Genomic DNA, 21,030 nt, shown 5'->3' on the forward strand with positions numbered 1-21,030 from the left:
TCCCTTCGGGTGCGGATCAGAACGGGGAGGGCAGCCGGTCCATCGGCACCGCGATGACCGTGGAGTTCGGGGTGGCCAGCGCCTCGGTGAGCGCGCCGGGCAGCTTGGCGACGTCGTCGACGACCATGCCGTCGGCGCCGAACGCCCGGGCCAGCGCGACCCAGTCGGGGTTGCGCAGCACGGTGCCGTACTCACGGCCGCCGAAGCGGTCACGCTGGTCGCGGTTGGAGTTGCCGTAGGCGGAGTCGTCGAACACGACGGTCACCGTGTGAATCCCGTGCTGCACGGCCGTCGCCAGCTCGTTCGACGCGAACAGGAAGCCGCCGTCGCCGGTGACCGTGACGACCGGGGTGTCCGGCGCCGCGACCTTCGCCCCGAGGCCGGCCGGGTAGCCGAAGCCGAGCGTGCCCATGTAGGACGTGGACAGGTAGGTGCGTGGCGCGTACACCGGGTAGCCCATGTGGCACATGTAGGCCACGCTCGTCGTGTCGCAGACGAGAATCCCGTTCTCGGGGACACCCGCACGCAGCGCCCGCACCATCTCCCACTGCGGGCCGACGGCGGCCAGCGCCTTCTCCGCGGCCGCGCGCATCGCCCTGGCCTCGGCGGTGCGGCCGGGACGTTGCGGGAGGTGCTCGGCGAGCGCTTCGAGGGTGCGGGCCGCGTCACCGGCGAGCGCGACCGTCGCCGGGTGGTGCCGGCCGATCTGCTCGGCGTCGATGTCGAGGTGGAGCAGTCGCTGGTCGTCGCGCAGGCCGAGGCCGGCGCCGCGGGTGCCGACCGCGAGCACGACGTCGGCGGCGGCGAGGACCGGGCGCATGCGCGGGTTGACCCAGGCGGTGCCGACGGAGAGGGCGTGCCGGTCGTCGATCGCGCCTTTGCCCTCCCGGGTGGTGACGACCGGGGCCTGGAGCAGCTCGGCGACGCGGGTGAGGGCGGCGGAGGCGTCGCCCAGCACGGCGCCGCCGCCCGCGACGACGAGCGGGTTCGCCGCCGCGCGCAGGAGCGCGGCGGCCTCGGCGACGGGCGGCGGTGTCTTTTCGGCGCCGACCGGCGGGATGACGTGGGTGAGGGCCTTCTCGGCCAGAGTCTCGGGTGGGATCTCGATCTCGACCGGGCGGGGGCGGCCGGTCGTCATCCGCGCGAACGCCTCCCGGACGGCGCCGGTGACGTCCTGCGGTTCCAGCACCCGCCGGGCCCACTTCGTGATCGGGCGGACGATCTCGAGCTGGTCGTGCACGTCGTGCAGGAGCCCGAGGTCCTTGCCGATCCCGGCGCGGTTGACCTGACCGGCCAGCAGCAGCACCGGCGAGGAGCACGCATACGCGGTGGCGAGACCGGTGGCGGCGTTGTACACGCCCACCCCCGGGACCACCATCGCGACGCCGGGACGCCCGGACGTGCGGGCGTACCCGTCGGCCAGGTAGGTCGTAGCCTGCTCGTGCCGGGTGACGACGTAGCGCAGCTCGGGGGTTCGGGAGAAGGCGTCGAGCGCGGTCATGAGCTGGTCGCCGGGTAAGCCGAAAACGACCTCGACCCCTTCGGCGACGAGCTGCCGCGCCAGCGCTTGTCCACCGGTGAGCTGCTCGCGTTGCATAGAATATACATTACATCATAGACGGTGAGCGGGGTCGGGGTTCGGTGCCGTCGCGGTGGTGTCGGGTGTCGTGGCGGGTGTCGTGGCGGGTGTCGCTTCGGCGCCGTCGGTGTGTGGTGTCGCGGCGCCGCGGGGCGTTGTGGCAGCTACGTCGGTGTGCGTTGTCGCGGCGCCGTCGGGCGCCGCCGCTACGCCGGTGGGCGTCGCCCCGGCGAGGGTGGTGCGCACCGCCGCAGCGAAGGTGGTGCGCGCCGCCTCGGCGAAGGTCGTTAGTTCGTCGGGGATGTCGGGGCCGGCCGCGGTGAAGATGACCTCGCCGATCCCGGCCGCGGCCGTGTCCCGGAGGCGGGCGCGGATCGCGTCGGCGTCCCCGGTCCAGCCGCCGGTCAGGACACCCTCCCCGGCAGCGGCGACGGCCGCGCGGTCCCGCTCGGTGAGCACCATGCCGTGGCCTTCGTGCACGGCCAGGTGCCGCTCGGCCTCGGGCCGGGCGGCGAGCATCGCGTCCCGCCAGGCCGCGCCGCCGGGCACGCCGTCGAGCGCGTCCGGGAAGAGCTCCCAGATGCCGTGGTAGACGGTCGCGTACCAGGGCCCGGCGGCCTCGATCAGGCGCGGGCTCGTGTGGTCCTCGCCGGGCCGCACGACGGTCCCGCTGACCAGCAGCGCGACCTCCGGAAACCCGCTGACGTCCTCCCCCGGCGGCATCATCAGCACGACCCCGTCGACGCCGAGCTCCCGCGCGACGGCGAACCCTTTCGGGCCGCCGGGCGCCACCCAGAGCGGTGTCCGGATCGGACGCCCGGGCGCCCAGCCGGGCGGCTGGAGCAGCTGGGCGGCGCGCCCGTCGATCTCGGCGACGCCGCCGTCGAGCAGGGTGCGCACCTGGCCGACGTAGGTCGCGAGATCGGCCCACCGCATCGCCTTCTGCCCGAGCGTCCGGCGCGCGGTGAAACCCGTACCGAACGCGACCGCCAGCCGGCCCGGCGCCAATTCCTCGACGGTCGCGACAGCCGCCGCGGTCACCATCGGGTGCCGCAGGCTCGGCACCGCGACGCCCGCCGCGACCCCGATTCTCTCGGTCCCCTCGGCGATCCGGGCGAGCGCGATCCAGAGGTCGCCGTAGAGCGCCGGCGAGTCGAACACCCAGACCCGGTGGTAGCCCAGCCGCTCAGCGGTGCGGGCGTACTCGACGATGTTCGCGCTCGGGGGCAGCCCCACCGAGATCCGCGGTTCGGCCATGGCCCACCTCTGTCGTGGCTACGTCGCCGTCGCGGCGAGCGTAGCCACGTAGTTCGGGCGGTGTCCGCCAAAGAAAGAAGAATCCGGTACCAGTTTTCGCTGCGCCCGATGGCATCGGCGTGATCACCGCGCACCGGGCCGGTGTGATCGCCGCGCGCGTCGGGGCGCCGATGCGGTCGCCGCGCATCGCAGCCGGTTGGTCGCCACGCGCATCGACGGGGTTTCGCCGCCAAGAGCACCCGAGCCGACCTGGCCACCGCGAGCACCCGAGCCGACCTGGCCACCGCCAGTTTGGGGGCCGGCCATATCGCCGCGCGCCGATGCCGGTTGGTGATCACCGCGCGTCGCGGCCAGTGTGGTTGCCGCGTAAATCATGGCCAGTTGATCGACGCACATTGACGCGGCTCTGTCGCCGCGAGTGTCCAAGCCCTCTTATCGCCGCAAGTCTCCGCGGCCGGTCTCATTGCCACGCGCGCCGGGACCGACCTTGTCGCCACACGTATCGGAGCCGGTTCTACCGCCACGCGTATCGGGGCGGTCTTACCGCCGCGCGTGCCAGGACCGGCATTGTCGCGGCGCCCACCGGGGGCCGGTCTGTCGCGGCGCGTGTCGGGACCGACCTTGTCGCGGCGCGTGTCGGGACCAACCTTGTCGCGGCGCGTGTCGGGACCAACCTTGTCGCGGCGCGTGTCGGGACCAACCTTGTCGCGGCACCCGCCGGGGGCCGGTCTTGTCGCGGCGCCCGCCGGGGGCCGGTCTTGTCAGGGCGCCCGCCGGGGCCGGTCTTGTTACGGCGAGTCTCCGGGGCGGGACTTGTCGCGGCGAGCCTCCGGGGCGGGTCTGTGGCGGCGCGTGTCGGGGCCGGTGTCTGTCGCCGCGGGTGCTGGGACCGCTTTGGTTGCCGGGTGTGTCGGGGCGGGTGTGCGGTCCGGAGTGGCGGTGTGGCTGCCGCCCCCCTCCGCGCGGCAGCCACACCAGGCCCGTGCGTTTGTCATACCGGGACGAACGGCCACGATTTCCCGGCGGCGGTCTATTGCGCTCGGCGGCGGTTTATTCGGACGCTGGTGTGATGGCCCGGTCCGAGCGCACGGTCGATCCCGCCAACGGACCGCTGCATGTCTTCGCGGCGGAACTACGCAAGCTTCGCGACGACGCCGGGAAGCCCACATTCGCCGCGATGGCCCGAGCGACGGGCCGGTCGAGCACCGCGTTGTCGGAAGCATCCGGCGGCGACAAGCTACCCCAATGGGACACGGTCGACGCGTACGTACGCGCCTGCCGCGGCGAGCCGAACAAATGGCGCGTGCGCTGGGAACAGGTCGCCGACGCAGTGGGCGCCGCGCGGGCAAGCGCCACCGGAGCCCAGGCGACACCTTTCACTCCAGAATCGCCGGCCACGACCAGGGTCGCAAAACCGCCGGACACAAACAGGGCCGCAGACTCGCTCACTGCAGCTGGGGCTGCGGAAGCCCCCGACACAGCCAGGTCTGCGCATACCCCCGATGCAGCTGGGGCTGCGGAGCCCTTTGATGCATCGGGAACTGCAGGTGCCCCTGGTACAGGTAGGAGTGCGCACACTCCCCCTACCGCCCGGGCTGCGCATACCTCCGATGCAGCCGGGACTGCGAGTACCACTGATACAGCCGGAGCTGCGGATACTCCCGATACCGCCGGGACTGCGGATACCGCTGATACAACCGGGACCGCGGACACCGCTGATACAACCGGGACCGCGGACACCGCTGATACAACCGGGACCGCGGACACCGCTGATACAACCGGGACCGCGGACACCGCTGATACAACCGGGACCGCGGACACCGCTGATACAACCGGGACCGCGGACACCGCTGATACAACCGGGACCGCGAGCACCGCTGATACAACCGGGACCGCGGACACCGCTGATACACCTGGGACTCCGGATACTCCCGATACGGCCGGGGCTGTAGATGCTCCGGAGACAGCTCGGGCCGCGCAGGAGCCCGACGCCACTGGGGCCGCGGGGTTGCGGACCATGGGCGGGGCCCCGGAGGCTCCGGACACGGCCGCGGGGTCGGCGGAGTCGGACCGGATCGCAGCGCCACCGGGCGCGCCCAGCTCGATAGGGCTGACGAGCTCGATAGGACTGACGAGCTCGACCGGCACGGTAGTGCCCGCCGGCGCGGATGGCACCGGCGGCACCGACGGGCCGGACGATGCGGCTGTCGCTGGGAGACCGCACGCGGCTACTGCGACAGGCCCGCCCGCCACGGCCAACACGATGACATCACGCGACACAGCCAAAGCCGTGGCACCACCCGACACAGCCAGCGCCATGGCACCACCCGACACAGCCAACGTCACGGCACCACCCGACACAGCCAACGTCACGGCACCACCCGGAACAACCAACTTCGTGGCACCCAACTCAGCCAACTCCGTGGCACCACCTGATTCAGCCAATGCGATGGCACCCCGCGACGCGGGTAGCTCGGTGAGGTCGCCCGACACGACCAGCGCGGTGGGGACGGCGAATACGGTCGGCGCGATAGCACCACGCGAGACAACCAGTGCGGTGACATCACTCGACACGGCTAGCGCTGTGACGCCACCCGACACGGCTAGCGCTGTGACACCACCCGACACGGCTAGCGCTGTGACACCACCCGACACGGCTAGCGCTGGGGGACCGGCCGACACGGTTAGCGCTGTGCGACCGGCTGACACTGCCAGCGCGATGGGGACGGCGGTTGCGGGGGCGGGTGCTTCGCCGTCGGGGTCGGCCCGGAGCGCCGAGGCTCCAGGGGTAGCCGACACCCCGGAGACATCAGGGGCGGCCGGAGCCAGAAGAGCGTCAGGCTCGGACGGGTTTCCAAGCGTGCCCAGCGCGAGCGGAGCCGCAGGCGCACCGAGTGTGAACGGGCTTTCGGAGGCGCCGAGCGCGGACGGGGCCGCCAACGCATCCAGCACAGACGAGCCCACAAGCGCGTCCAGCCCGGGCAGCGCCGTAGACGCATCCAGCGCAGCGGGGGCCACGGGCGCATCCGGCCCAGACGGAGCCTCGGCCTGGCCGGCCACGACCGGCCTCCCGCCCACAACCGGCCTCCCGCCCACAACCGGCCTCCCGCCCACAACCCACCTCCCGCCCACAACCGGCCTCCTGCCCACAACCGGCCTCCTGCCCACAACCGGCCTCCCGCCCGCTACCGGGATCGCTTCGGGGCCGGGAACATCCAGGACCACAGAAACGCCCGCGGCTACCGGAGCCGCGCGGGTGGCGGGCCGTGTATCCCGGCCGGATTCGGCCGACACCCAGCGCCCGGATGACCCCGCACCCCGGAAACCTCGCGGGAGACACCCCTGGCGCTGGGTCGTCGCCGGGATCGCGATCGTCGTGCTCGTCCTCGCCGTGGTCTGGCGCTGGCCCGAACACGAGAAACCCGGCATCCCCACCCTCGCCGGCGAACCGGGCAGCGTCACCACGGTGAGCTTCGCCCGGCTCGTTCCCGACATGCTCCTCGCCGCCGGTCCGCACACCGTGCGGATCTGGGACACGACCGCGCGGCGGGTGCTGCGCGCGTTCCCCTTCGACCACACCACGGTGACGGCCGCGGCGCTCGATCCGCTCAACCGGAACGTCGTCGCGGTGGGGCAGAGTGACGGCCGGGTGTCGATCCGCGACGTGGAGACCGGCCGGTCGACGATGAACGTCGGCGACCCCTCGCACGGGCGCGTCACCGCGCTCGCGTTCGATCCGCACACGCGTTATCTGCTGGCCGTCGCCGACTCGACGGGCGGCGTCACGCTGTGGAACACCGGGACCGGCGCGCGGGTCCGCTCGATCGCGCCGCGCCCGGCGTCGACGACCGCGGTGGCTTTTGACGGGTCGACCCGGAACACGCTCGCGACGAGCAGCGGAACCGGTCAGGTGACGCTCTGGGACACCAGCAACGGACAGCGGGTGCGGACGCTGGCCGGTCCGGACGTCCGCGTGGTGGCGTTCGGATTCGACCCGCTCACCCCGAAGACGCTCGTCACCGGTCATCCCGGCGGCGCGATGCGGGTCTGGGACTCCAGCAACGGCACGCTGGTGCGCGAGTTCGGCGGCGACAGCCTGACCGCGCTGGCGTTCAACCACCTCATCCGCAACAGCATCGCGTCCGGCGACGACGCCGGCGACGTCACGATCCGCGACACCAGCACGGGGCGGGCGGTGCACGTCGTCGCGGGGACGTCGCCGGTGACCTCGCTGTCGTACTCGCTCGACGGGCGGGTGCTGGCGGTCGCGTCGGAAGACGGGAACATTCTGCTCCAACCGGTCTCCGACTGGCAGTAGCCTGGTTGGATCGGAGGATGCCGCGCGTGCTGATCCGACCTCCGAAGGCCCGACCGGGCGACCGCATCGCGGTGCTCTCCCCCTCGTTCGCGGCCGCGGGTGCGTACCCCGCCGTGCACGAGCAGGCGATGCGCAGGCTCGCCGGGCTCACCGGGCTGGTGCCAGTCGAGTTCCCGACGACCCGGCAGGTCGGCGCGACCGCGGAGGCGCGCGCGGCCGACGTCAACGCGGCGTTCGCGGATCCGGGCATCCGGGCGATCCTCACCGTGCTCGGCGGGGACGACCAGATCACGGTCGTGCCGCACCTCGACGCGGACCTCGCGCGGGCCGACCCGAAGCCGTTCCTCGGCACCAGCGACAACACCAACCTCCACCACTGGCTCTGGGGCGCGGGGATCGCAAGCTTCTACGGCGGCTCGTCCCAGGTGCACCTGGGCCCTGGCCCCCGGGTCGACGACGTGCACGCGCGGTCGTTGTGCGCAGCGCTGGTGGGCGGGGAGCAGCTGGAGATCACCGACCCGGGTGAGTCGGAGGACGTCGGAGTCGACTGGGGTGATCCGCGCGCGCTGGAGAGCTTCGGCGAGCGCGAGCCGACCGAGCCGTGGAGCTGGTACGGGCCGGGCCGGTCGGTGACCGGGCCGACCTGGGGTGGGTGTCTCGAGGTGATCGAGTGGATCCTGACCGCGGGTCGGGGCCCCACGTCGCCGGACGCGCTGGCCGGTGGGGTGCTGCTGCTGGAGACGTCGGAGGAGCTGCTGCCGGCACGCAACGTCGGGTGGATCGTGCGGGCGCTGGGAGAGCGCGGGATCCTGGGCGCCGTCGACGCGGTGCTGGTCGGGCGTCCACCGGTCTCCGACCACGGACGGCGGCCCCCGGCCGAGGAGCGGCGCCGGCGACGCACCGAGCAGCGTGACGTCGTCGCCGGCCTGATCGAGCGGTACAACCCGGACGCCGTGGTGTGCGTGGGGGTGCCGTTCGGCCACACGAAGCCGCAGTGGATCCTGCCTCACGGCGGCATCGTCACGGTCGACGGCGCCGGCCACCGCGTCCGCGCCGACTACACGTGACACGATCCGGGATAATTGGAACGTGTTCGTCATCTTCGGCTTTCGCACCACAGTGTTTCCGCTCGGCTGGGTCACGATGGCCTGCCACGTCTGCGGGCAGGGCCGCATGGCGCTGCTCCGCGAGGTCACCAAGTTCAGCCTGTTCTTCGTGCCGCTGTTCCCGGTGCGCACCAAGTACGTCGCCGAGTGCGGCAACCCGATGTGCCGCACCCGCCGCCCCGCGAGCAAGAGCGACTCACGGCTGATCACGCACTAGAACGGAGTTCCAGAACCCCGCGTACCGTCCGCCGCGTTCGACCAGGCTCGCGTGGCTGCCTTCCTCCACGACGCAGCCGTTCTCCAGGAACACGATGTGGTCGGCGGTGCGCGCGGTCTCCAGGTGGTGCGTCACCACGACGACGGTGCGCCCGGCCATGAGCCGCTCGACGCCCTCGTGCACGGCCGCCGCGTTGGCCGGGTCCAGCGCGGAGGTCACCTCGTCGAGCAGGACGACCGGCGCGTCCTTGAGCAGCGCCCGCGCGATCGACACCCGCTGGCGCTCCCCGCCCGACAGCAGCGCGCCGCCCTCCCCCACCGGGCTCGCCCAGCCCTCGGGGAGCCGCGCGATCACCTCGTCGAGCTGCGCCGCGGTCGCCGCCGCGCGGAGGTCCGCGTCGGTGGCGCCGGGGCGGCCGAGCCGCACGTTCTCCTCGATCGTGCCGTCGAACAGGTAGACGTCCTGGAAGACGATCGCGATCCGGTCCAGGAGCGCGTCCGTGCCGATCGCGCGGACGTCCACCCCACCGATCCGGACCGCGCCGGCGTCCACGTCGTGGAAGCGGGCGAGCAGCTGCAGCACCGTGGTCTTGCCGGCGCCGGACGGGCCGACGATCGCCAGCCGCTGCCCCGGCGCGGCGGTGAACGACACCCGCGCGTGCCGGAAGACGACGCCGTCGAACTCCAGGCCGTACCCCCGCGGTTCCTCGGGGTGGGCCGGTTCGGGCAGCGGCGCCGTCTGCAGCAGGGCGTCCAGGCGGTCCAGCTCGGACCGGGCGGCGCGCAGCGCGCCGGACAGGTCCGACAGCGCGAGCAACGGGTCCGCGCACCGCGCCGCGAGCACCAGGGCCGCGAGCAGCTCGGCCGCGCCGACGTCCCCGTTCAGCGCCAGGTACGCGCCGAGCACGAGGAGCGCGGTGAACGTCGCCTGCACGCTGAGCGCGGCGCCGACGATGCCGGGCAGCGCGGCCCGGGTGGAGCGGCGGGAGGCACGCTCGATCCCGGTCAGCGCGTCGTCGAGCCGGGCGAAGCGTTCGGCGGTCCGCCCTCCGGTACGCAGCACCGGCTGGGCCTGCAGGTACTCGACCACCTGGTCGGTCGCGTCCCGGTCGCGCTCCGCGCGGTCGGCGTCGGTGCCCGCCGCGGCCCGTGCGGCCCAGACCTGTGCCGACGCCACGAGCGGCGCCGCGAGCAGCGCGGCCGACCCCAACCGCCAGTCGAAGGCCAGCAGGACGACGACGATCGTCAGCGGCGTGACGCAGGCCGACAGGAACGGGCCGAGGAGGTGCGCGATCACGCTCATCGCGCGGAACACACCCCGGCCGGCCATCGTGGACACCTCGCCGACGCGCCCGGCGCCGTACCAGCCGAGGGGCAGCCGCGCGAGGTGGTCACCGAGCCGGTGGTAGACACCCCGGAGCAGCGTGGTGCCGACACGGAAGCCGGCCCGGTCACTGCGGTAGCGCAGGATCGCGTAGGCGCCGACGGCGGCACCGAACGCGACGAGCGCGGGCCGGGCGGTGGCGGGCTCGGGGCCGAGCAGGGCGCGCAGGACCGGCACGAGGAGGGCGTAGGAGAGGCCCTCGGCGACAGCGGTCACGGTCATCAGCGCGATCGTGCGGCGTACCGGCCGTGCGTACACCGGCCCCAGCACCCGCAGCAGGGTCGCGATCACCGGGCCTCCCCCGCTCGGACGGTGCCGTTCTCCAGGACGACGACGGTGTCTGCGGCGGCGACGGTCTCCGGGCGGTGGGCGATGACGAGCGTCGTGCGATCGGGGCGCGCTACCCGCAACGCGCGGCGGACCGCCAGCTCGGACTCCGGGTCGGCGAACGCGGTCGCCTCGTCGAGCACCAGCACCGCGGGGTCGGCCAGCAGCGCGCGGGCGATCGCGATCCGCTGGGCCTCACCCCCCGACAGCGTCACCTCGGCCCCGACCACGGTGTCGTACCCCCTCGGCAGGGTCAGGATCCGGTCGTGCACGTTCGCCGACCGCGCGGCGCGCTCGACGTCGTCGGCCGAAGCATGCGGAACCGCCAGCGCGATGTTCTCCGCGACCGACGCGCGCAGCAGCCGGACGTCCTGGAAGACGAACGCGACGGTCCGGTGGAGCACCGCGCTGTCGATGTCGCGCAGGTCGACCCCGCCCAGCGTGACCGCGCCGCGCCCCGGGTCGAAGAAGCGCGGCAGCAGCCGCACCAACGTGGACTTCCCGCTCCCGGACGCCCCGACGACCGCGGTCACGGTGCCCGGCTCGAGCACCAGATCGACTCCCCGCAGCACCTCCGGCCCGGCGTCGTAGGCGAACCGCACGCCGCGGAACTCGACCCGGTGACCGTCCGGCGCCACCGGTCGCGCCGGTGCGGGCAGCGGTGGCACGGCGAGCACGTCCTGGATCCGCCCCACCGCCCGGCGGGCCGCCAGCAGGTCGTCGAACCCGTGGCCGAGAGCCGCGACCGGGGCGGTCAGCCCGAGCCCGAGCAGCAGGAACGGCAGCAGGTCGGCCGGAGCGAGCGTGCCGGCGGTGATCGTCACCGCGCCACCGACGAGCACGACGAGCAGCACGAACGGCGGCGACAACGCCAGCTGCATCCCGGCGGCGATCCCGGAGAGCCCTCGCGCCCACGCCGCGAACGTGCCGGCGAACTCGTCCGCGGCGGCCAGGAACGCCCGGTGGGCCCGCGCGCCGCCGCCGAATGCCTTGACCACCGCGATGCCCTGCACGAACTCGACCGCGGTGGACGCGATGCGGCCCATCGCGGCGTCGAACTCGTGCTGTTCGCGGGTGCGGCGCGGGGTCATCATCAGCGGCACCAGCGCGACGGCGAGCAGGACCGGGATCACCGTGATCAGCGTGAGCCGCCAATCGACCGCGAACAGATATATCAATGTGACGAGCGGTACGACGAACGCCGCGGTCAGTTCGCCCGGCGCGTGGGCGATCAACGGGTGCACGGCGCTGACGTCCTCGCCGACGACCTTCGCCAGCTCTCCGGTGCGGCGGCGGGAGAACCAGCCGATCGGCACCCGGCCGAGCCCGGCGGCCAGCTGCCGCCGCAACGCCAGCTGTACCCGCCCGTCGACGACGTGTCCGAGGCCGGCCGACGCGGCGGTGAAGACCAGGCGCACGAACAGCCCGGCCACCCCCACCGCCACCGCGACACGCACGGACCCGGAATCCACCGGCCCTGGCGCGAGCAGCACCCGGCCCAGCTCGACGACCGCCAGCAGCGGCGCCAGCCCGGCCACCGCCCCGACCACCTGCAGCCCCACCACCAGCCCGAAGCTCACCGCATGCGCCCGCACCACCCCGGTGGCGCCGCTCATCGCAGTGCTCCACGCAGGAACGTCAGCACCTCGTCGCGGGCGGGGCGGGCCGACGGGATCAGACCCGGCATGCTCAGGAACCCGTGAATCGCCCGGGGGAAGCGCGCGACGCGGGCGTTGACCCCCTCGGCACGCAGCCGCTCGGCGTAGGCCGACCCGTGGTCACCGGCGGGGTCGAGCGTGCCGGTGACGACGAGCGTCGGCGGCGAGGCGGACACGTCCGGCGCCTTCACCGGCGAGACGTCACGCGGATCCAGCGCGCGCGGCACCGCGAGCCGGCGGGCGGCGAGCCACTCGGACACCGACAGCCCGGGCTGCCCGGTGTTCGCCGCGACCGACGGGTAGTCGGCCATCTTCTCGGTCCAGTCGACGCTCGGATAGGCCAGCACCTGCGCCCGCAGCGCCGGCCGGCCCGCACGCAACGCGACGAGCGCGGCCAGCGTGCCCCCGGCGCTCTCGCCGAACGTCGCGACCGCGCCCGGATCGATCCCCCACCGGTCGGCGTCCGCCACGAGACCGACGAGCGTGTCGTACCCGTCGTCCACCGCGGCCGGGAGCGGGTGCTCGGGGGCGAGCCGGTACGCGACCGACACCACCACCGCCGGGAGACGGGCCGCGAGGTAGCTGTTCAGCCAGTCGTTCTGGGCCGGGGTCCCGAGGATGAACCCGCCACCGTGGAACGACAGGACCAGCGGCAGACGCCCGCCGGAGCCGCGGTGCAGCGGCAGGCGCCCGCCGGAGCTGCGGTGCAGCGGCAGACGCCCGCCGGAGCCGCGGTGCACCCGCAGCCGCAGCCGGCGTCCCGGTAAGTCGATCGTCTCGTCCGCCGTCCATGCCCCGCGGTCGGGCCGCCCGGTGACCACCCGCGCCACCCGGGACGCCCGCAGCCGGTTGATCTTCCCGCGGGCCGCGATCACCTGCGCGTCGGTGAGCGCGTCCCACTCGACGGTGTCCCGCAGGACCAATCGGGCACGCAGCGGAGCCTTGTCACTCATGACGTCCTCCCGGCCTCAATTACGCTACTGGCGGTAGCGTAAGTGCGGACGGTAGCGTTGTCGAGTGACGATCTCCGCCGGGCGCCCCCGCGCCGAGCTGCACGCCACCGTCTTCGCCGCGACGCTGCGGACGGTGCACGAGCTGGGCTACGCGGGCGCGACGATGGACCGCATCGCGGTGGCGTCGTCCACCGCCAAGACCACGCTCTACCGGCGCTGGCCGTCCAAGGGCGCGCTCGTCGTCGACTGCCTGCTCGACGCGTTCGGCCCGGTACCCCTCCCGGACACGACCGGAGACAAAACAAGCCAGGCCCCCCGGCCCGACGCGACCCGCGACAAGACCGACCCGCTCCAAGGCCCCACCCCCGCCAAAGCCGACCCGCTCCAGGGCGTCGCCCGCGACGAGGTCGTGGCGTCGGCGATCCGCTGGATCGCCGGCAAGATCGGCGAACCCGGCGTCGGCGCGGCGTTCGCGGGTGTGTTCAGTGACGCGATCACCGACCCCGCCCTGCGCGAGATCCTGTCGACCCGCTTCCAGGACCCGTACCGGATCGCCCTGCAGGACGCGCTCGGCGAGCCCGAGCACCGCGTGCTGCTGCTCATCGACGTCGTCACCGGCACCCTGCTGCACCGCATGGGGATGACCGGCCGGCCGATGGCCGGCGACGACGTCGAAGCCCTGGTCGCAATGGTGCTGCGCACCGTCGGCTGACCCACCCGGCGGCTGACCCACCCAGCGGCTGACCCACCCGGCGGCTGACCCACCCAGCGGTTAACCCACCAGGCGGCGGACCCACCAGGCGGTTGACCCACCCGGCGGCGGACCCACCAAGCGGCTAACCGAGGCGGCTGACCCACGAGGCGGCTAACCCACCAGGCGGCTAACCCACCAGGCGGCGGACCTCGTCGAGATCGCCGACCACCTCTTCGGCCCGCTCGGGCGCCCGGGCCAGCGCCAGGAACCGCGACGCGACGGCGTCCGGATCGCCCACCGGGTGGCCGGCCGCGAGCAGCGTCGCGATCGTGACGGTCGCGACGTGCACGCCCCGCCCGGCGACGGCCGCGCGCAGGCCCAGCGCCCAGTTGCGCAGCCCCGCCATCGCGATACCGACGTCGCCCAGCACGGGGACCGGCACCACCGACGACGCCCCGGTCGTGATCAGCACCGTGCCCGCACCCCGGGCCAGCATGCCCGGCAGGACGTGACCCACCGCCGTCACCGCGCCCCCCACGTGCAGCGCGACCTGCGCGAACGCCCGCTCGGACGTGACTTCGCCTGCGGGTGTGATCGGCGCCGAACCCGGCCCGATCGCCCAGATCAGCACGCCGACCGGCCCGGCGGTGTCCAGCGCCGCACGCAGCCCGGCCTCGTCGCGGACGTCGGCCGGGCAGGCGGTGGCACGTATCCCCGCTGCCCGCAGCGTCGCCGCGTCCGACTCCAGACGCGCGCCGTCGCGGGCGATCAGCCCGACCGGGTGCCCCTCCGCACCGAACCGCCGCGCCAACGCCAGCCCGAGCCCGGGCCCGGCTCCTACGACCACCACTGTGTTCGTCACCCTTCGCACAATGGTGGTCGGGAAGCGACGCCTCAAGTACGCACTTTTTTGTACCTAGGGCAATCGAAAGAAGACCGAGAGAAGACCTAGAGAGGACCGATGCTCAGCGAAACGCCGGACGAGGACGCCTGTGCGCAGGTTCTCGGGGTGATCTCCCGGATCGGTAACAAGTGGACGATGCTGGTGCTCGGCCGGCTCCGCACCGGGCCACGACATTTCGGCGAGCTCCGGCGGTCGGTCACCGGCATCTCGCACCGCATGCTCACCCTGACCCTCCGCGACCTGGAAGCCGACGGGTTCGTCACGCGGAGAGCCGACCCGCCGCACGTCAAGTACGCGCTCACCGAGCGGGGCGTCCGGATGCTCGACTCCGTGCTCGCGCTCGCCGCGATCGCCATTGACAAAAAATAGTTTTACGTAAAAACTCGTCCTCGCCATGAGAGACGTCCTGTACCTCGACCGCGTGACGCAGGCCGAGACCCTGCTCAAGCCGCAGCGCATCGAGGTGCTGCGGCGCCTCGCCGAACCCCGCTCGTGCACCGAGGTCGCCGCCGAGCTCGACCAGACGCCGCAGCGCGTCTACTACCACGTCAAACGGATGCTCGACGCCGACCTCGTGCGCCAGGTCGCCGAGCGCCGGGTGCGCGGCATCTCCGAGGGCATCTACCAGGCGGCGGCCCGCTCGTACTGGTTGTCGCCCGGCCTGGTGGGGCGGATCGGGCCGGGCCGCACCCGCGACCGGCTCAGCCTGGGCCACCTGATCGACCTGATGGAGGACGTCCAGCGGGACGTCGCCGCGCTCGACCTCACCCGGCCCGACCTGCCGTCGATCGGCGTCTCCGGAGAGATCCGGGTCCGTCCGGAGGACCGCGCGGCCTTCCTCGGCGAGCTGCAGCGGACCCTGCAGGACCTCTTCACCCGGTACGGCGGCGCCGAGGGGGACGCGTTCCGCCTTGCCGTCGCCTGCTACCCCACGGGAGACCCCGATGACCGAGTTTGACCTGCGCCTGACCGCGATCGTGGCGGCCCCGCCGGACGCCGTCCACCGCGCGCTCACCGATCCGGCCGCGCTGCGCGTCTGGCTGGCCGAGCACGCCGAGGTCGACCTGCCCGGCCGCTACGCGTTCTGGGGCCGCTTCACCCCCGACGGCGCCGAGCCGCACCAGCGCCTGCTCCACGCCGACGAGCGCACCCTGCGCTTCGCCTGGACCGTCGACGGGGTCGAGACCACCACCCAGTTCGAGCTGGCCGAGGACCCCGAGGGCACGCTCGTGACGCTGAGCCAGAGCGATCTGCCGAGCTTCGAGGACGTGATCGCCGACCGGGCCGGGCCCCGCGGCGCCCTGCAGACGTTCTGGACGCTCTCGATCGCGAACCTCGCCGACCACCTCTCCGGCCGTGAGCTGACCCCCAAGTGCGACTTCACCTCGACCGAGTTCCGCGCCGAGATGCTCATCGACGCGCCGCCGGACGAGGTGTTCGCCTCGATGACCGAGCCGGAGCAGTTCAGCCGGTGGTCCGGCGCCACCGTGGGCATCGAGCCCCACGTCGGCGGCCGCTTCGCGATGGGCGGGTTCGACACCGACCCGGGTGGGGCGAGGTTCGTCGAGTTCGAGCCGGGCCGCAAGGTCACGCTGCGCTTCGCCGACGGCATGCTCGACTCCTGGGAGCTGGCCGGCTCGGACGGCAAGACGCGGCTCACCGTGGTGCAGAGCGGCTTCGACCCCACGAACCCGCCGCACCCGGGCTGGGCCGGCTGGCTGGGTGGCCTCGCCGCTCTGCGTCGCTACCACGAACTGCCCGACCGGCGTCCGATCTGGCGCGGGATGGAGATCGCCGGGCTGCCCGAGGGTCTGCTCGCTACGGAGCAGTAGGGGGCGGGCCCGCGACACGCAGGTGGAAGGCCTCCGCCGCGGCGACGATCGACCCGATGTCGAACGGCGCGGGAACGTCGTCGCCGGCCAGCACCGGGGAGCTGTTGCCGGAGAACCACTTCTCCAGCCCCGCGGGCGCGAAGCTGACGGCGAGGCGCGCGACCGGCGAACGGACCAGGTAGGAGTGCGGCACGCCCTTGGGCCCGAGCGCCACCTCCCCCGGCGTGAGGGTGAAACGCTCGTCGCCGACGAACACCGTGATCTCGCCGTCCAGCACCGTCCACACCTCGTCCTCGTGGTCGTGGACGTGGATCGGCGGGGCGTGCTTCTCCGTGTCGGTGAACTCCATCACGCTGATCGCCCCGCCGGTGGATTCGCCGGGGATCAGGATCCTGGCCTTGCCGCCGAGGAACCAGAACTGGTCGGTCATTCCAACCTCCTACACACTCGTGGTCAGACCGCCGTCGATGACGAAGTCGGCGCCGGTGACGTTCTCGGCCCGGTCGCCGGCCAGCAGCAGCACCAGCGCGGCGACCTCGGCCGGGGTGCTGAACCGGCCGGTGACCGCGTCGGCCGCGGCGGCCGCGGCGATCTCCTCCGGTGACCGGGAGTTGGCCCGGCTCACCGTGGCGGCGACCCCGTTGTCGCCCAGCCAGAGCTCGGTGCTCACCGGGCCCGGGCTGACCGTGTTGACCCGGATCCCGCGCGGGCCGACCTCCTTGGACAGTGCCTTGGAGAAGTTGACGAGCGCGCCCTTGGCCGCGCTGTAGTCGATCACCAGCGGATCGGGCAGCGACGCGTTCACCGACGCGATCGTCACGATCGAACCCGCGCCGCGCTCGAGCATCGACGGCAGCGCGGCCCGCACGGTGCGCACCGCGACCAGGAGGTTCACGGTCAGCGTCGCGGTCCAGTCGGCGTCGCTCACCGACAGGAACCCGCCGGTGCGCGGGTGCACCGCGCCGACGTTGTTGACCAGCACGTCCACGCCGCCGTACGTCTCGACCGCCGCCTCGATCAACGTCCGCGGCCCGTCCGGATCGGTGAGGTCCACCGCGACCGGGTGCACCGACGCGTGCGCGGCCAGGTCCTTGAGCTCGGGTGTGATCTGACGCGACCCGGTGACGACGCCGGCCCCCTCGCCGACCAGCGCCTGCGCGATCGCCAGCCCGATGCCTTTGCTCGCGCCGGTCACCACCGCGGTCTTGCCGTACAGGTGCAGGTTCACAGCCCCTGCTTCGTCAGCCATTCGAGACACGCGTCGGCGACCTCGCGCCAGCCGTGGTCGATGGTCAGGGAGTGACCGCGGTCGGGCCAGTCGAGCAGGTCGGTGACCGCGTCCGAGTGCCGGTACTGCTTCAGCGTGGCCCGGGTGACCGACTCGGGCACGGTGTGGTCCTTGCCGCCGGTCATCAGCAGCAGCGGGCCGCGCAGCTCGTTGTGGGTGTCCACGGCCGCCGGGGAGTGCGGGTTGAAGTTCGCGGTCGCCGCCTCGAACAGCGGCTTGCCCGGCGCGGGGATCGTCCACTTGTCGAACAGCTCCTGCGACTCCTCCGCCGGGATCGCGTTGCCGAACGCGAAGCGGAACTGCTCGGCGGTGAGCGACACCGCCCGGTGGAGGTTCGCGGGGTTCTTGAACACCGGCAGCGTGGCCCGCAGCGCGGAGAGCGGCACCGGGAGCACGCCCTTGATCTGGGCGGCGTCGATCGCGATCGCCGCCACCGCGAGGTCCTGGCCCAGCAGCTTCTGGGCGATCATGCCGCCGAACGAGTGCCCGATCAGGATCGGCTTCTCCGGCAGCGTGCCGATGAGCGCGGCGAAGTGCGCCACCACGTCGTCGATGCCGTGGTCGGCGATCGCGTCGGGGTTCGCCCGCGCCTGCGCCACCGTGTCCGGGTCGCCGGGCCAGCCGGGCGCCGAGGCGTCGTAGCCGGCCGATCGGAACCGGTCGATCCAGGGAGCCCACGACTCGGCGTGCAGCCACAGTCCGTGGAGGAAGAGTACGGGTGCCATGGCGACCAGCCCACCACCGGTGACCCCGGGCTCGCGCCGGGGAAACACCCCAGTCCCTACGGGTCGAGCACCCCAGCCAGCTGCCGCCGGGAGGTGATGTTCAGCTTCCGGAACGTCTTGTTCAGGTGGTACTCGACCGTGGACGCGGTCACGAACAACCGGGTCGCGATCTCCGCGTTCGTGGCTCCCCGGCTCGCGAGGCGCGCCACCTGCAGCTCCTGCGCGGTCAGGCTGACGTCGGCCGCGGGCGTGCGTTTGCGTACCGACGCTCCGGTCGCGCGCAGTTCGTGCTCGGCGCGGGTCGCGAACGCGGCCGCGCCCATCGCGGTGAACCGCTCGTGGGCGACGCGCAGCTGGTCGCGGGCGTCGGCCCGGCGGCCCTGTCGGCGCAGCCACTCGCCGTAGAGCAGGTGCGTGCGGGCGAGATCGGTCCGCACCGACGTGCGGTCCAGCTGCTCGATCGACTCCTTGTAGAGCGCCTCGGCGTCACCGGGATCGGCCAGCAGCGCCCGGCACCGGGCCAGCAGGCCGAGCGCCCACGGCGTCCCGCTCACCGGTGCCCGCGAGGCCAGCCGGTCGAACGCGAACCGCGCCGCCGCCCGGTCACCGGCCCGGACGGCCGCCTCCACCGCGTCGGCCAGAACGCGGTTGCCCTCACCGGGCGGATCGTCGGCGAGCAGACGCTCGGCGGCGTCCAGCGCCTCGCGGTAGCGCCCGAGCCCGAGCTCCAGGACGACGAGCGCGTACCGGGCGTGCGCCTCCAGCACCCCGTAGCGCAGCTGGGCTCCCCACACCCGCAGGGCCAGGTCGGCCGCGGCCCGCGTCTGGTCCTCCCGGCCCTGCCAGGCGAACAGTTCGACGCGGTGCGCGTCGCCGCGCGGCGGCAGCCCCATCGCCGCGCACAGCTCGGTGGCCTCGTCGTGGTGCGCCTCGGCCTCGGCGAACCGGCCGATCGCGACCTTCCACAGCGCCACCGTGGACAACGTGCTGTTCAGACCCTGCAGCGCGCCCTGCGCCCGCTGGAACTCCTCCATCCGGGTGAGGACGGCACCGAGCCCGTCGTCGTCCCAGAGGTCGATCGCGGCCCACGAACCTACCGACGCCTCCGCGCCCGCGCCGTCCGCGAAGTCCTCGGTACGCATCGTCGCGACCGCGGTACGCAGCAGCGGCGCGGCCCGCGCGTAGTCGCCGGCGATCCGGGCCGCGAACGCGTCGAGCGCGCGGTCGGCCACGGTCGGCCGGTCGCTCGGGGGCAGGCGCGCCGCGGCCCGGGCGACGTCGAGCAGCGTGACCCCCTCGGTGTAGCGCCCGGCGAGCAGACCGGCGGTCATCGCCTCCCACAGCATCGCCCGGGCCGTGGGGCCGTCCAGCGGACCGAACGTGCTCAGCGCGTCGAGCAGGATCGCCGGGGCCCGCGCCGCGACGCCGCTGCCGTACCACTCCACGCTCGCCCGCACGCGCTGGGCCGCGGCCCGCGCGGCCGGCCGGGTGAGCCACGGCGTCGCCCGGTCGAGCCGGCTCGCGGCCGCGGCCGTGTCGCCGATGACGACGAACGTGCGTGCCGCCGCGAGGAAGCGCTCCGCGCGCCGCGGGGCGTCCGACGTCAGCTCGGCGGCGCGGGACCAGAACGCCGCCCGCGCCGCGCCGCCCCGGGCGCCCGACGCGGCGTTCTCCAGTTCGTCGGCGACCGTGTCGTCCAGCCCGGCCACCGACTCGGCGCGGTGCCAGGCGCGGCGGTCGGCGCGCACGGTGACGTGGCCGAGCGCCGCGTGCACCGCGCGCCGGTCCGCCGGGGAGGCGTCCGCGTAGACCGCGGAGCGGATGAGCGGGTGCCGGATCGTGTGCCCGCGGACGACCCCGGCCGAGATCGCCGGGTCGAGCGCCGCGGGCTCCACGCCGAGCCGGGCGGCGGCCCGCCAGAGCAGCGCCTCGTCGTCGCCGGGGGCAGCGGCGAGCAGGAGCACCAGCCGCCGCGTGTCCGGCGGCAACACCCGTACCCGGCGGACGAAGTGCGCCTCCAGCCGTTCGCCGATCGGCAGGTGCTCCGGCAGCACCGAAGCGCCGGCGAGCTGTTCGGTGGTGAGCGCGCCGGTCACCTCCAGCAGCGCGAGCGGGTTGCCGCCGGTCTCGGCGACGATGCGGTCCGCGACGTGCGGATCGAGCCGGCTCGGGGCGGTGTCCGCGACCAGCCGCCGGGCGTCGTCGGCGGTGAGCCCGGCCACCGGGTGGGACGGCAGGCCGCGCAGCACGGCGAGCGCGGCCGGGTCGTCGCGGACACCGATCAGCAGGCCGATGCCGTCGGCGTCCAGCCGCCGCCCGACGAACGCCAGCACGGCCAGCGACTCCGGGTCCAGCCACTGCGCGTCGTCGACCAGGCAGACCACCGGTGCGTCGGCGGCGACGTCGGCCAGCAGCGTCAGCGTCGCCAGCCCGACCAGGAACAGGTCGGGAGCGGGCCCGCCGACGCGGCCGAACACGGTGGCCAGCGCGGTGCGCTGGGGATCGGGAAGGTGATCGGAGCGGTCCAGGAACGGGCGGAGCAGCCGGTGGAGCCCGGCGTAGCCCAGATGCGTCTCCGCCTCCGCGCCGCCGGTGCGCGCGCACCGCACCCCGTCGGCGGCCCCGGCGACGCCGTCGAGCAGGCGGGTCTTGCCGATACCCGCCTCGCCGACGAGGACGAGCGTCGCGCTCGACCCGCCCCGGACCCGTTCGACGAACGAATCCAGGAGCTGACGCTCCTCCAGCCGCCCCTGCATGGCTCCGAGCGTAAGGACGGGCCGGTCTCCCTC

16 protein-coding genes and 1 pseudogene are annotated in these 21,030 nt (G+C 73.6%); 7 read left to right on the forward strand and 10 right to left on the reverse strand.

Annotation, left to right across the window (positions count from 1 at the left end):
* Positions 1 to 16: 16 nt before the first annotated feature.
* A complete protein-coding gene (locus CRYAR_RS25595; protein WP_035855692.1) occupies positions 17 to 1,597 on the reverse strand; it encodes a thiamine pyrophosphate-binding protein in 1,581 nt (526 codons plus the stop codon).
* A 15-nt stretch (positions 1,598 to 1,612) separates the two neighbouring features.
* The gene (locus CRYAR_RS25600; RefSeq protein WP_051570948.1) at positions 1,613 to 2,836 is read right to left on the reverse strand and encodes an LLM class flavin-dependent oxidoreductase; all 1,224 of its coding nucleotides are present in this window, start codon (positions 2,834 to 2,836) and stop codon (positions 1,613 to 1,615) included.
* 3,256 nt (positions 2,837 to 6,092) lie between these two features.
* On the opposite strand from CRYAR_RS25600, the gene CRYAR_RS25605 reads away from it, so the two are divergent.
* Genes CRYAR_RS25605 through CRYAR_RS25615 form a run of 3 tightly spaced genes read left to right on the forward strand, consistent with a single transcriptional unit; the run spans position 6,093 to position 8,477 of the window.
* Positions 6,093 to 7,154, forward strand: a complete 1,062-nt coding sequence (locus tag CRYAR_RS25605) for a WD40 repeat domain-containing protein (RefSeq protein ID WP_157018048.1) — start codon at positions 6,093 to 6,095, stop codon at positions 7,152 to 7,154.
* 17 nt (positions 7,155 to 7,171) lie between these two features.
* Positions 7,172 to 8,221 carry an LD-carboxypeptidase gene (locus CRYAR_RS25610; protein ID WP_084700944.1) on the forward strand — a complete coding sequence of 350 codons (1,050 nt, stop codon included), beginning with the start codon at positions 7,172 to 7,174 and terminating at the stop codon, positions 8,219 to 8,221.
* 22 nt (positions 8,222 to 8,243) lie between these two features.
* Complete coding sequence (locus CRYAR_RS25615; protein ID WP_035855696.1) at positions 8,244 to 8,477, forward strand: hypothetical protein; 234 nt, start codon at positions 8,244 to 8,246, stop codon at positions 8,475 to 8,477.
* Here the strand turns inward: CRYAR_RS25615 and CRYAR_RS25620 are convergent.
* The 3 genes and pseudogenes from CRYAR_RS25620 to CRYAR_RS25630 all read right to left on the reverse strand — a co-directional run bounded on the left by CRYAR_RS25620 (position 8,457) and on the right by CRYAR_RS25630 (position 12,798).
* Positions 8,457 to 10,151, reverse strand: coding sequence for an ABC transporter ATP-binding protein (locus CRYAR_RS25620; protein ID WP_035855699.1), 1,695 nt, complete (start codon positions 10,149 to 10,151; stop codon positions 8,457 to 8,459). The two genes, CRYAR_RS25615 and CRYAR_RS25620, sit on opposite strands and share 21 nt — an antisense overlap.
* Positions 10,147 to 11,803 (reverse strand): annotated as a pseudogene (locus CRYAR_RS25625) (ABC transporter ATP-binding protein); the annotation flags it as partial. The pseudogene CRYAR_RS25625 and the gene CRYAR_RS25620, both read right to left, overlap by 5 nt.
* Entirely contained in the window at positions 11,800 to 12,798 is a 999-nt protein-coding gene (locus CRYAR_RS25630) for an alpha/beta hydrolase (protein ID WP_035855702.1), read from the reverse strand. The gene CRYAR_RS25630 and the pseudogene CRYAR_RS25625, both read right to left, overlap by 4 nt.
* A 64-nt stretch (positions 12,799 to 12,862) precedes the next feature.
* Here CRYAR_RS25630 and CRYAR_RS25635 point away from each other — a divergent pair, with 64 nt between their 5' ends.
* On the forward strand, positions 12,863 to 13,510 hold the full coding sequence (locus CRYAR_RS25635) for a TetR/AcrR family transcriptional regulator (RefSeq protein WP_035855705.1): 648 nt from the start codon (positions 12,863 to 12,865) through the stop codon (positions 13,508 to 13,510).
* Between the two features lie 169 nt (positions 13,511 to 13,679).
* Here the strand turns inward: CRYAR_RS25635 and CRYAR_RS25640 are convergent, their stop codons facing one another.
* Positions 13,680 to 14,354 (reverse strand): SDR family NAD(P)-dependent oxidoreductase, encoded by a 675-nt coding sequence (locus CRYAR_RS25640; protein ID WP_051570949.1) that lies wholly within the window; start codon positions 14,352 to 14,354, stop codon positions 13,680 to 13,682.
* A gap of 99 nt (positions 14,355 to 14,453) precedes the next feature.
* On the opposite strand from CRYAR_RS25640, the gene CRYAR_RS25645 reads away from it, so the two are divergent.
* From CRYAR_RS25645 to CRYAR_RS25655, 3 genes are read left to right on the forward strand one after another with little or no spacing between them, the layout of a single operon-like run.
* Positions 14,454 to 14,765: a winged helix-turn-helix transcriptional regulator gene (locus CRYAR_RS25645; protein ID WP_051570950.1), complete on the forward strand. Its 312-nt coding sequence runs from the start codon at positions 14,454 to 14,456 to the stop codon at positions 14,763 to 14,765.
* A 25-nt stretch (positions 14,766 to 14,790) separates the two neighbouring features.
* Complete coding sequence (locus tag CRYAR_RS25650) at positions 14,791 to 15,354, forward strand: winged helix-turn-helix domain-containing protein (protein ID WP_035855707.1); 564 nt, start codon at positions 14,791 to 14,793, stop codon at positions 15,352 to 15,354.
* Positions 15,341 to 16,228, forward strand: a complete 888-nt coding sequence (locus CRYAR_RS25655) for an SRPBCC family protein (protein WP_035855709.1) — start codon at positions 15,341 to 15,343, stop codon at positions 16,226 to 16,228. The genes CRYAR_RS25650 and CRYAR_RS25655 overlap by 14 nt, the downstream gene beginning before the upstream one ends.
* Here CRYAR_RS25655 and CRYAR_RS25660 read toward each other — a convergent pair.
* The 4 genes from CRYAR_RS25660 to CRYAR_RS25675 are packed head-to-tail and all read right to left on the reverse strand — an operon-like array spanning position 16,215 to position 20,997.
* Positions 16,215 to 16,658 (reverse strand): cupin domain-containing protein, encoded by a 444-nt coding sequence (locus tag CRYAR_RS25660; RefSeq protein WP_035855712.1) that lies wholly within the window; start codon positions 16,656 to 16,658, stop codon positions 16,215 to 16,217. The genes CRYAR_RS25655 and CRYAR_RS25660 overlap by 14 nt on opposite strands.
* Positions 16,659 to 16,667: 9 nt before the next feature.
* Positions 16,668 to 17,456, reverse strand: a complete 789-nt coding sequence (locus tag CRYAR_RS25665) for an SDR family NAD(P)-dependent oxidoreductase (RefSeq protein WP_035855715.1) — start codon at positions 17,454 to 17,456, stop codon at positions 16,668 to 16,670.
* Positions 17,453 to 18,241: an alpha/beta hydrolase gene (locus CRYAR_RS25670; protein WP_035866363.1), complete on the reverse strand. Its 789-nt coding sequence runs from the start codon at positions 18,239 to 18,241 to the stop codon at positions 17,453 to 17,455. The genes CRYAR_RS25665 and CRYAR_RS25670 overlap by 4 nt, the downstream gene beginning before the upstream one ends.
* A 56-nt stretch (positions 18,242 to 18,297) precedes the next feature.
* A complete protein-coding gene (locus tag CRYAR_RS25675; protein ID WP_035855718.1) occupies positions 18,298 to 20,997 on the reverse strand; it encodes a helix-turn-helix transcriptional regulator in 2,700 nt (899 codons plus the stop codon).
* Positions 20,998 to 21,030 lie beyond the last annotated feature (33 nt).

This window comes from Cryptosporangium arvum DSM 44712 (assembly GCF_000585375.1).
In the GTDB taxonomy this organism is placed as follows: Bacteria; Actinomycetota; Actinomycetes; order Mycobacteriales; family Cryptosporangiaceae; genus Cryptosporangium; species Cryptosporangium arvum.

Excerpts from the sequence above, each read along its gene's own strand:
- CRYAR_RS25595 (WP_035855692.1), bottom strand. The coding sequence starts at position 1,597 with ATGCAACGCGAGCAGCTCACCGGTGGACAAGCGCTGGCGCGGCAGCTC.
- CRYAR_RS25600 (WP_051570948.1), bottom strand. The coding sequence starts at position 2,836 with ATGGCCGAACCGCGGATCTCGGTGGGGCTGCCCCCGAGCGCGAACATC.
- CRYAR_RS25610 (WP_084700944.1), top strand. The coding sequence starts at position 7,172 with ATGCCGCGCGTGCTGATCCGACCTCCGAAGGCCCGACCGGGCGACCGC.
- CRYAR_RS25630 (WP_035855702.1), bottom strand. The coding sequence starts at position 12,798 with ATGAGTGACAAGGCTCCGCTGCGTGCCCGATTGGTCCTGCGGGACACC.
- CRYAR_RS25645 (WP_051570950.1), top strand. The coding sequence starts at position 14,454 with ATGCTCAGCGAAACGCCGGACGAGGACGCCTGTGCGCAGGTTCTCGGG.
- CRYAR_RS25650 (WP_035855707.1), top strand. The coding sequence starts at position 14,791 with ATGAGAGACGTCCTGTACCTCGACCGCGTGACGCAGGCCGAGACCCTG.
- CRYAR_RS25655 (WP_035855709.1), top strand. The coding sequence starts at position 15,341 with ATGACCGAGTTTGACCTGCGCCTGACCGCGATCGTGGCGGCCCCGCCG.
- CRYAR_RS25660 (WP_035855712.1), bottom strand. The coding sequence starts at position 16,658 with ATGACCGACCAGTTCTGGTTCCTCGGCGGCAAGGCCAGGATCCTGATC.
- CRYAR_RS25670 (WP_035866363.1), bottom strand. The coding sequence starts at position 18,241 with ATGGCACCCGTACTCTTCCTCCACGGACTGTGGCTGCACGCCGAGTCG.
- CRYAR_RS25675 (WP_035855718.1), bottom strand. The coding sequence starts at position 20,997 with ATGCAGGGGCGGCTGGAGGAGCGTCAGCTCCTGGATTCGTTCGTCGAA.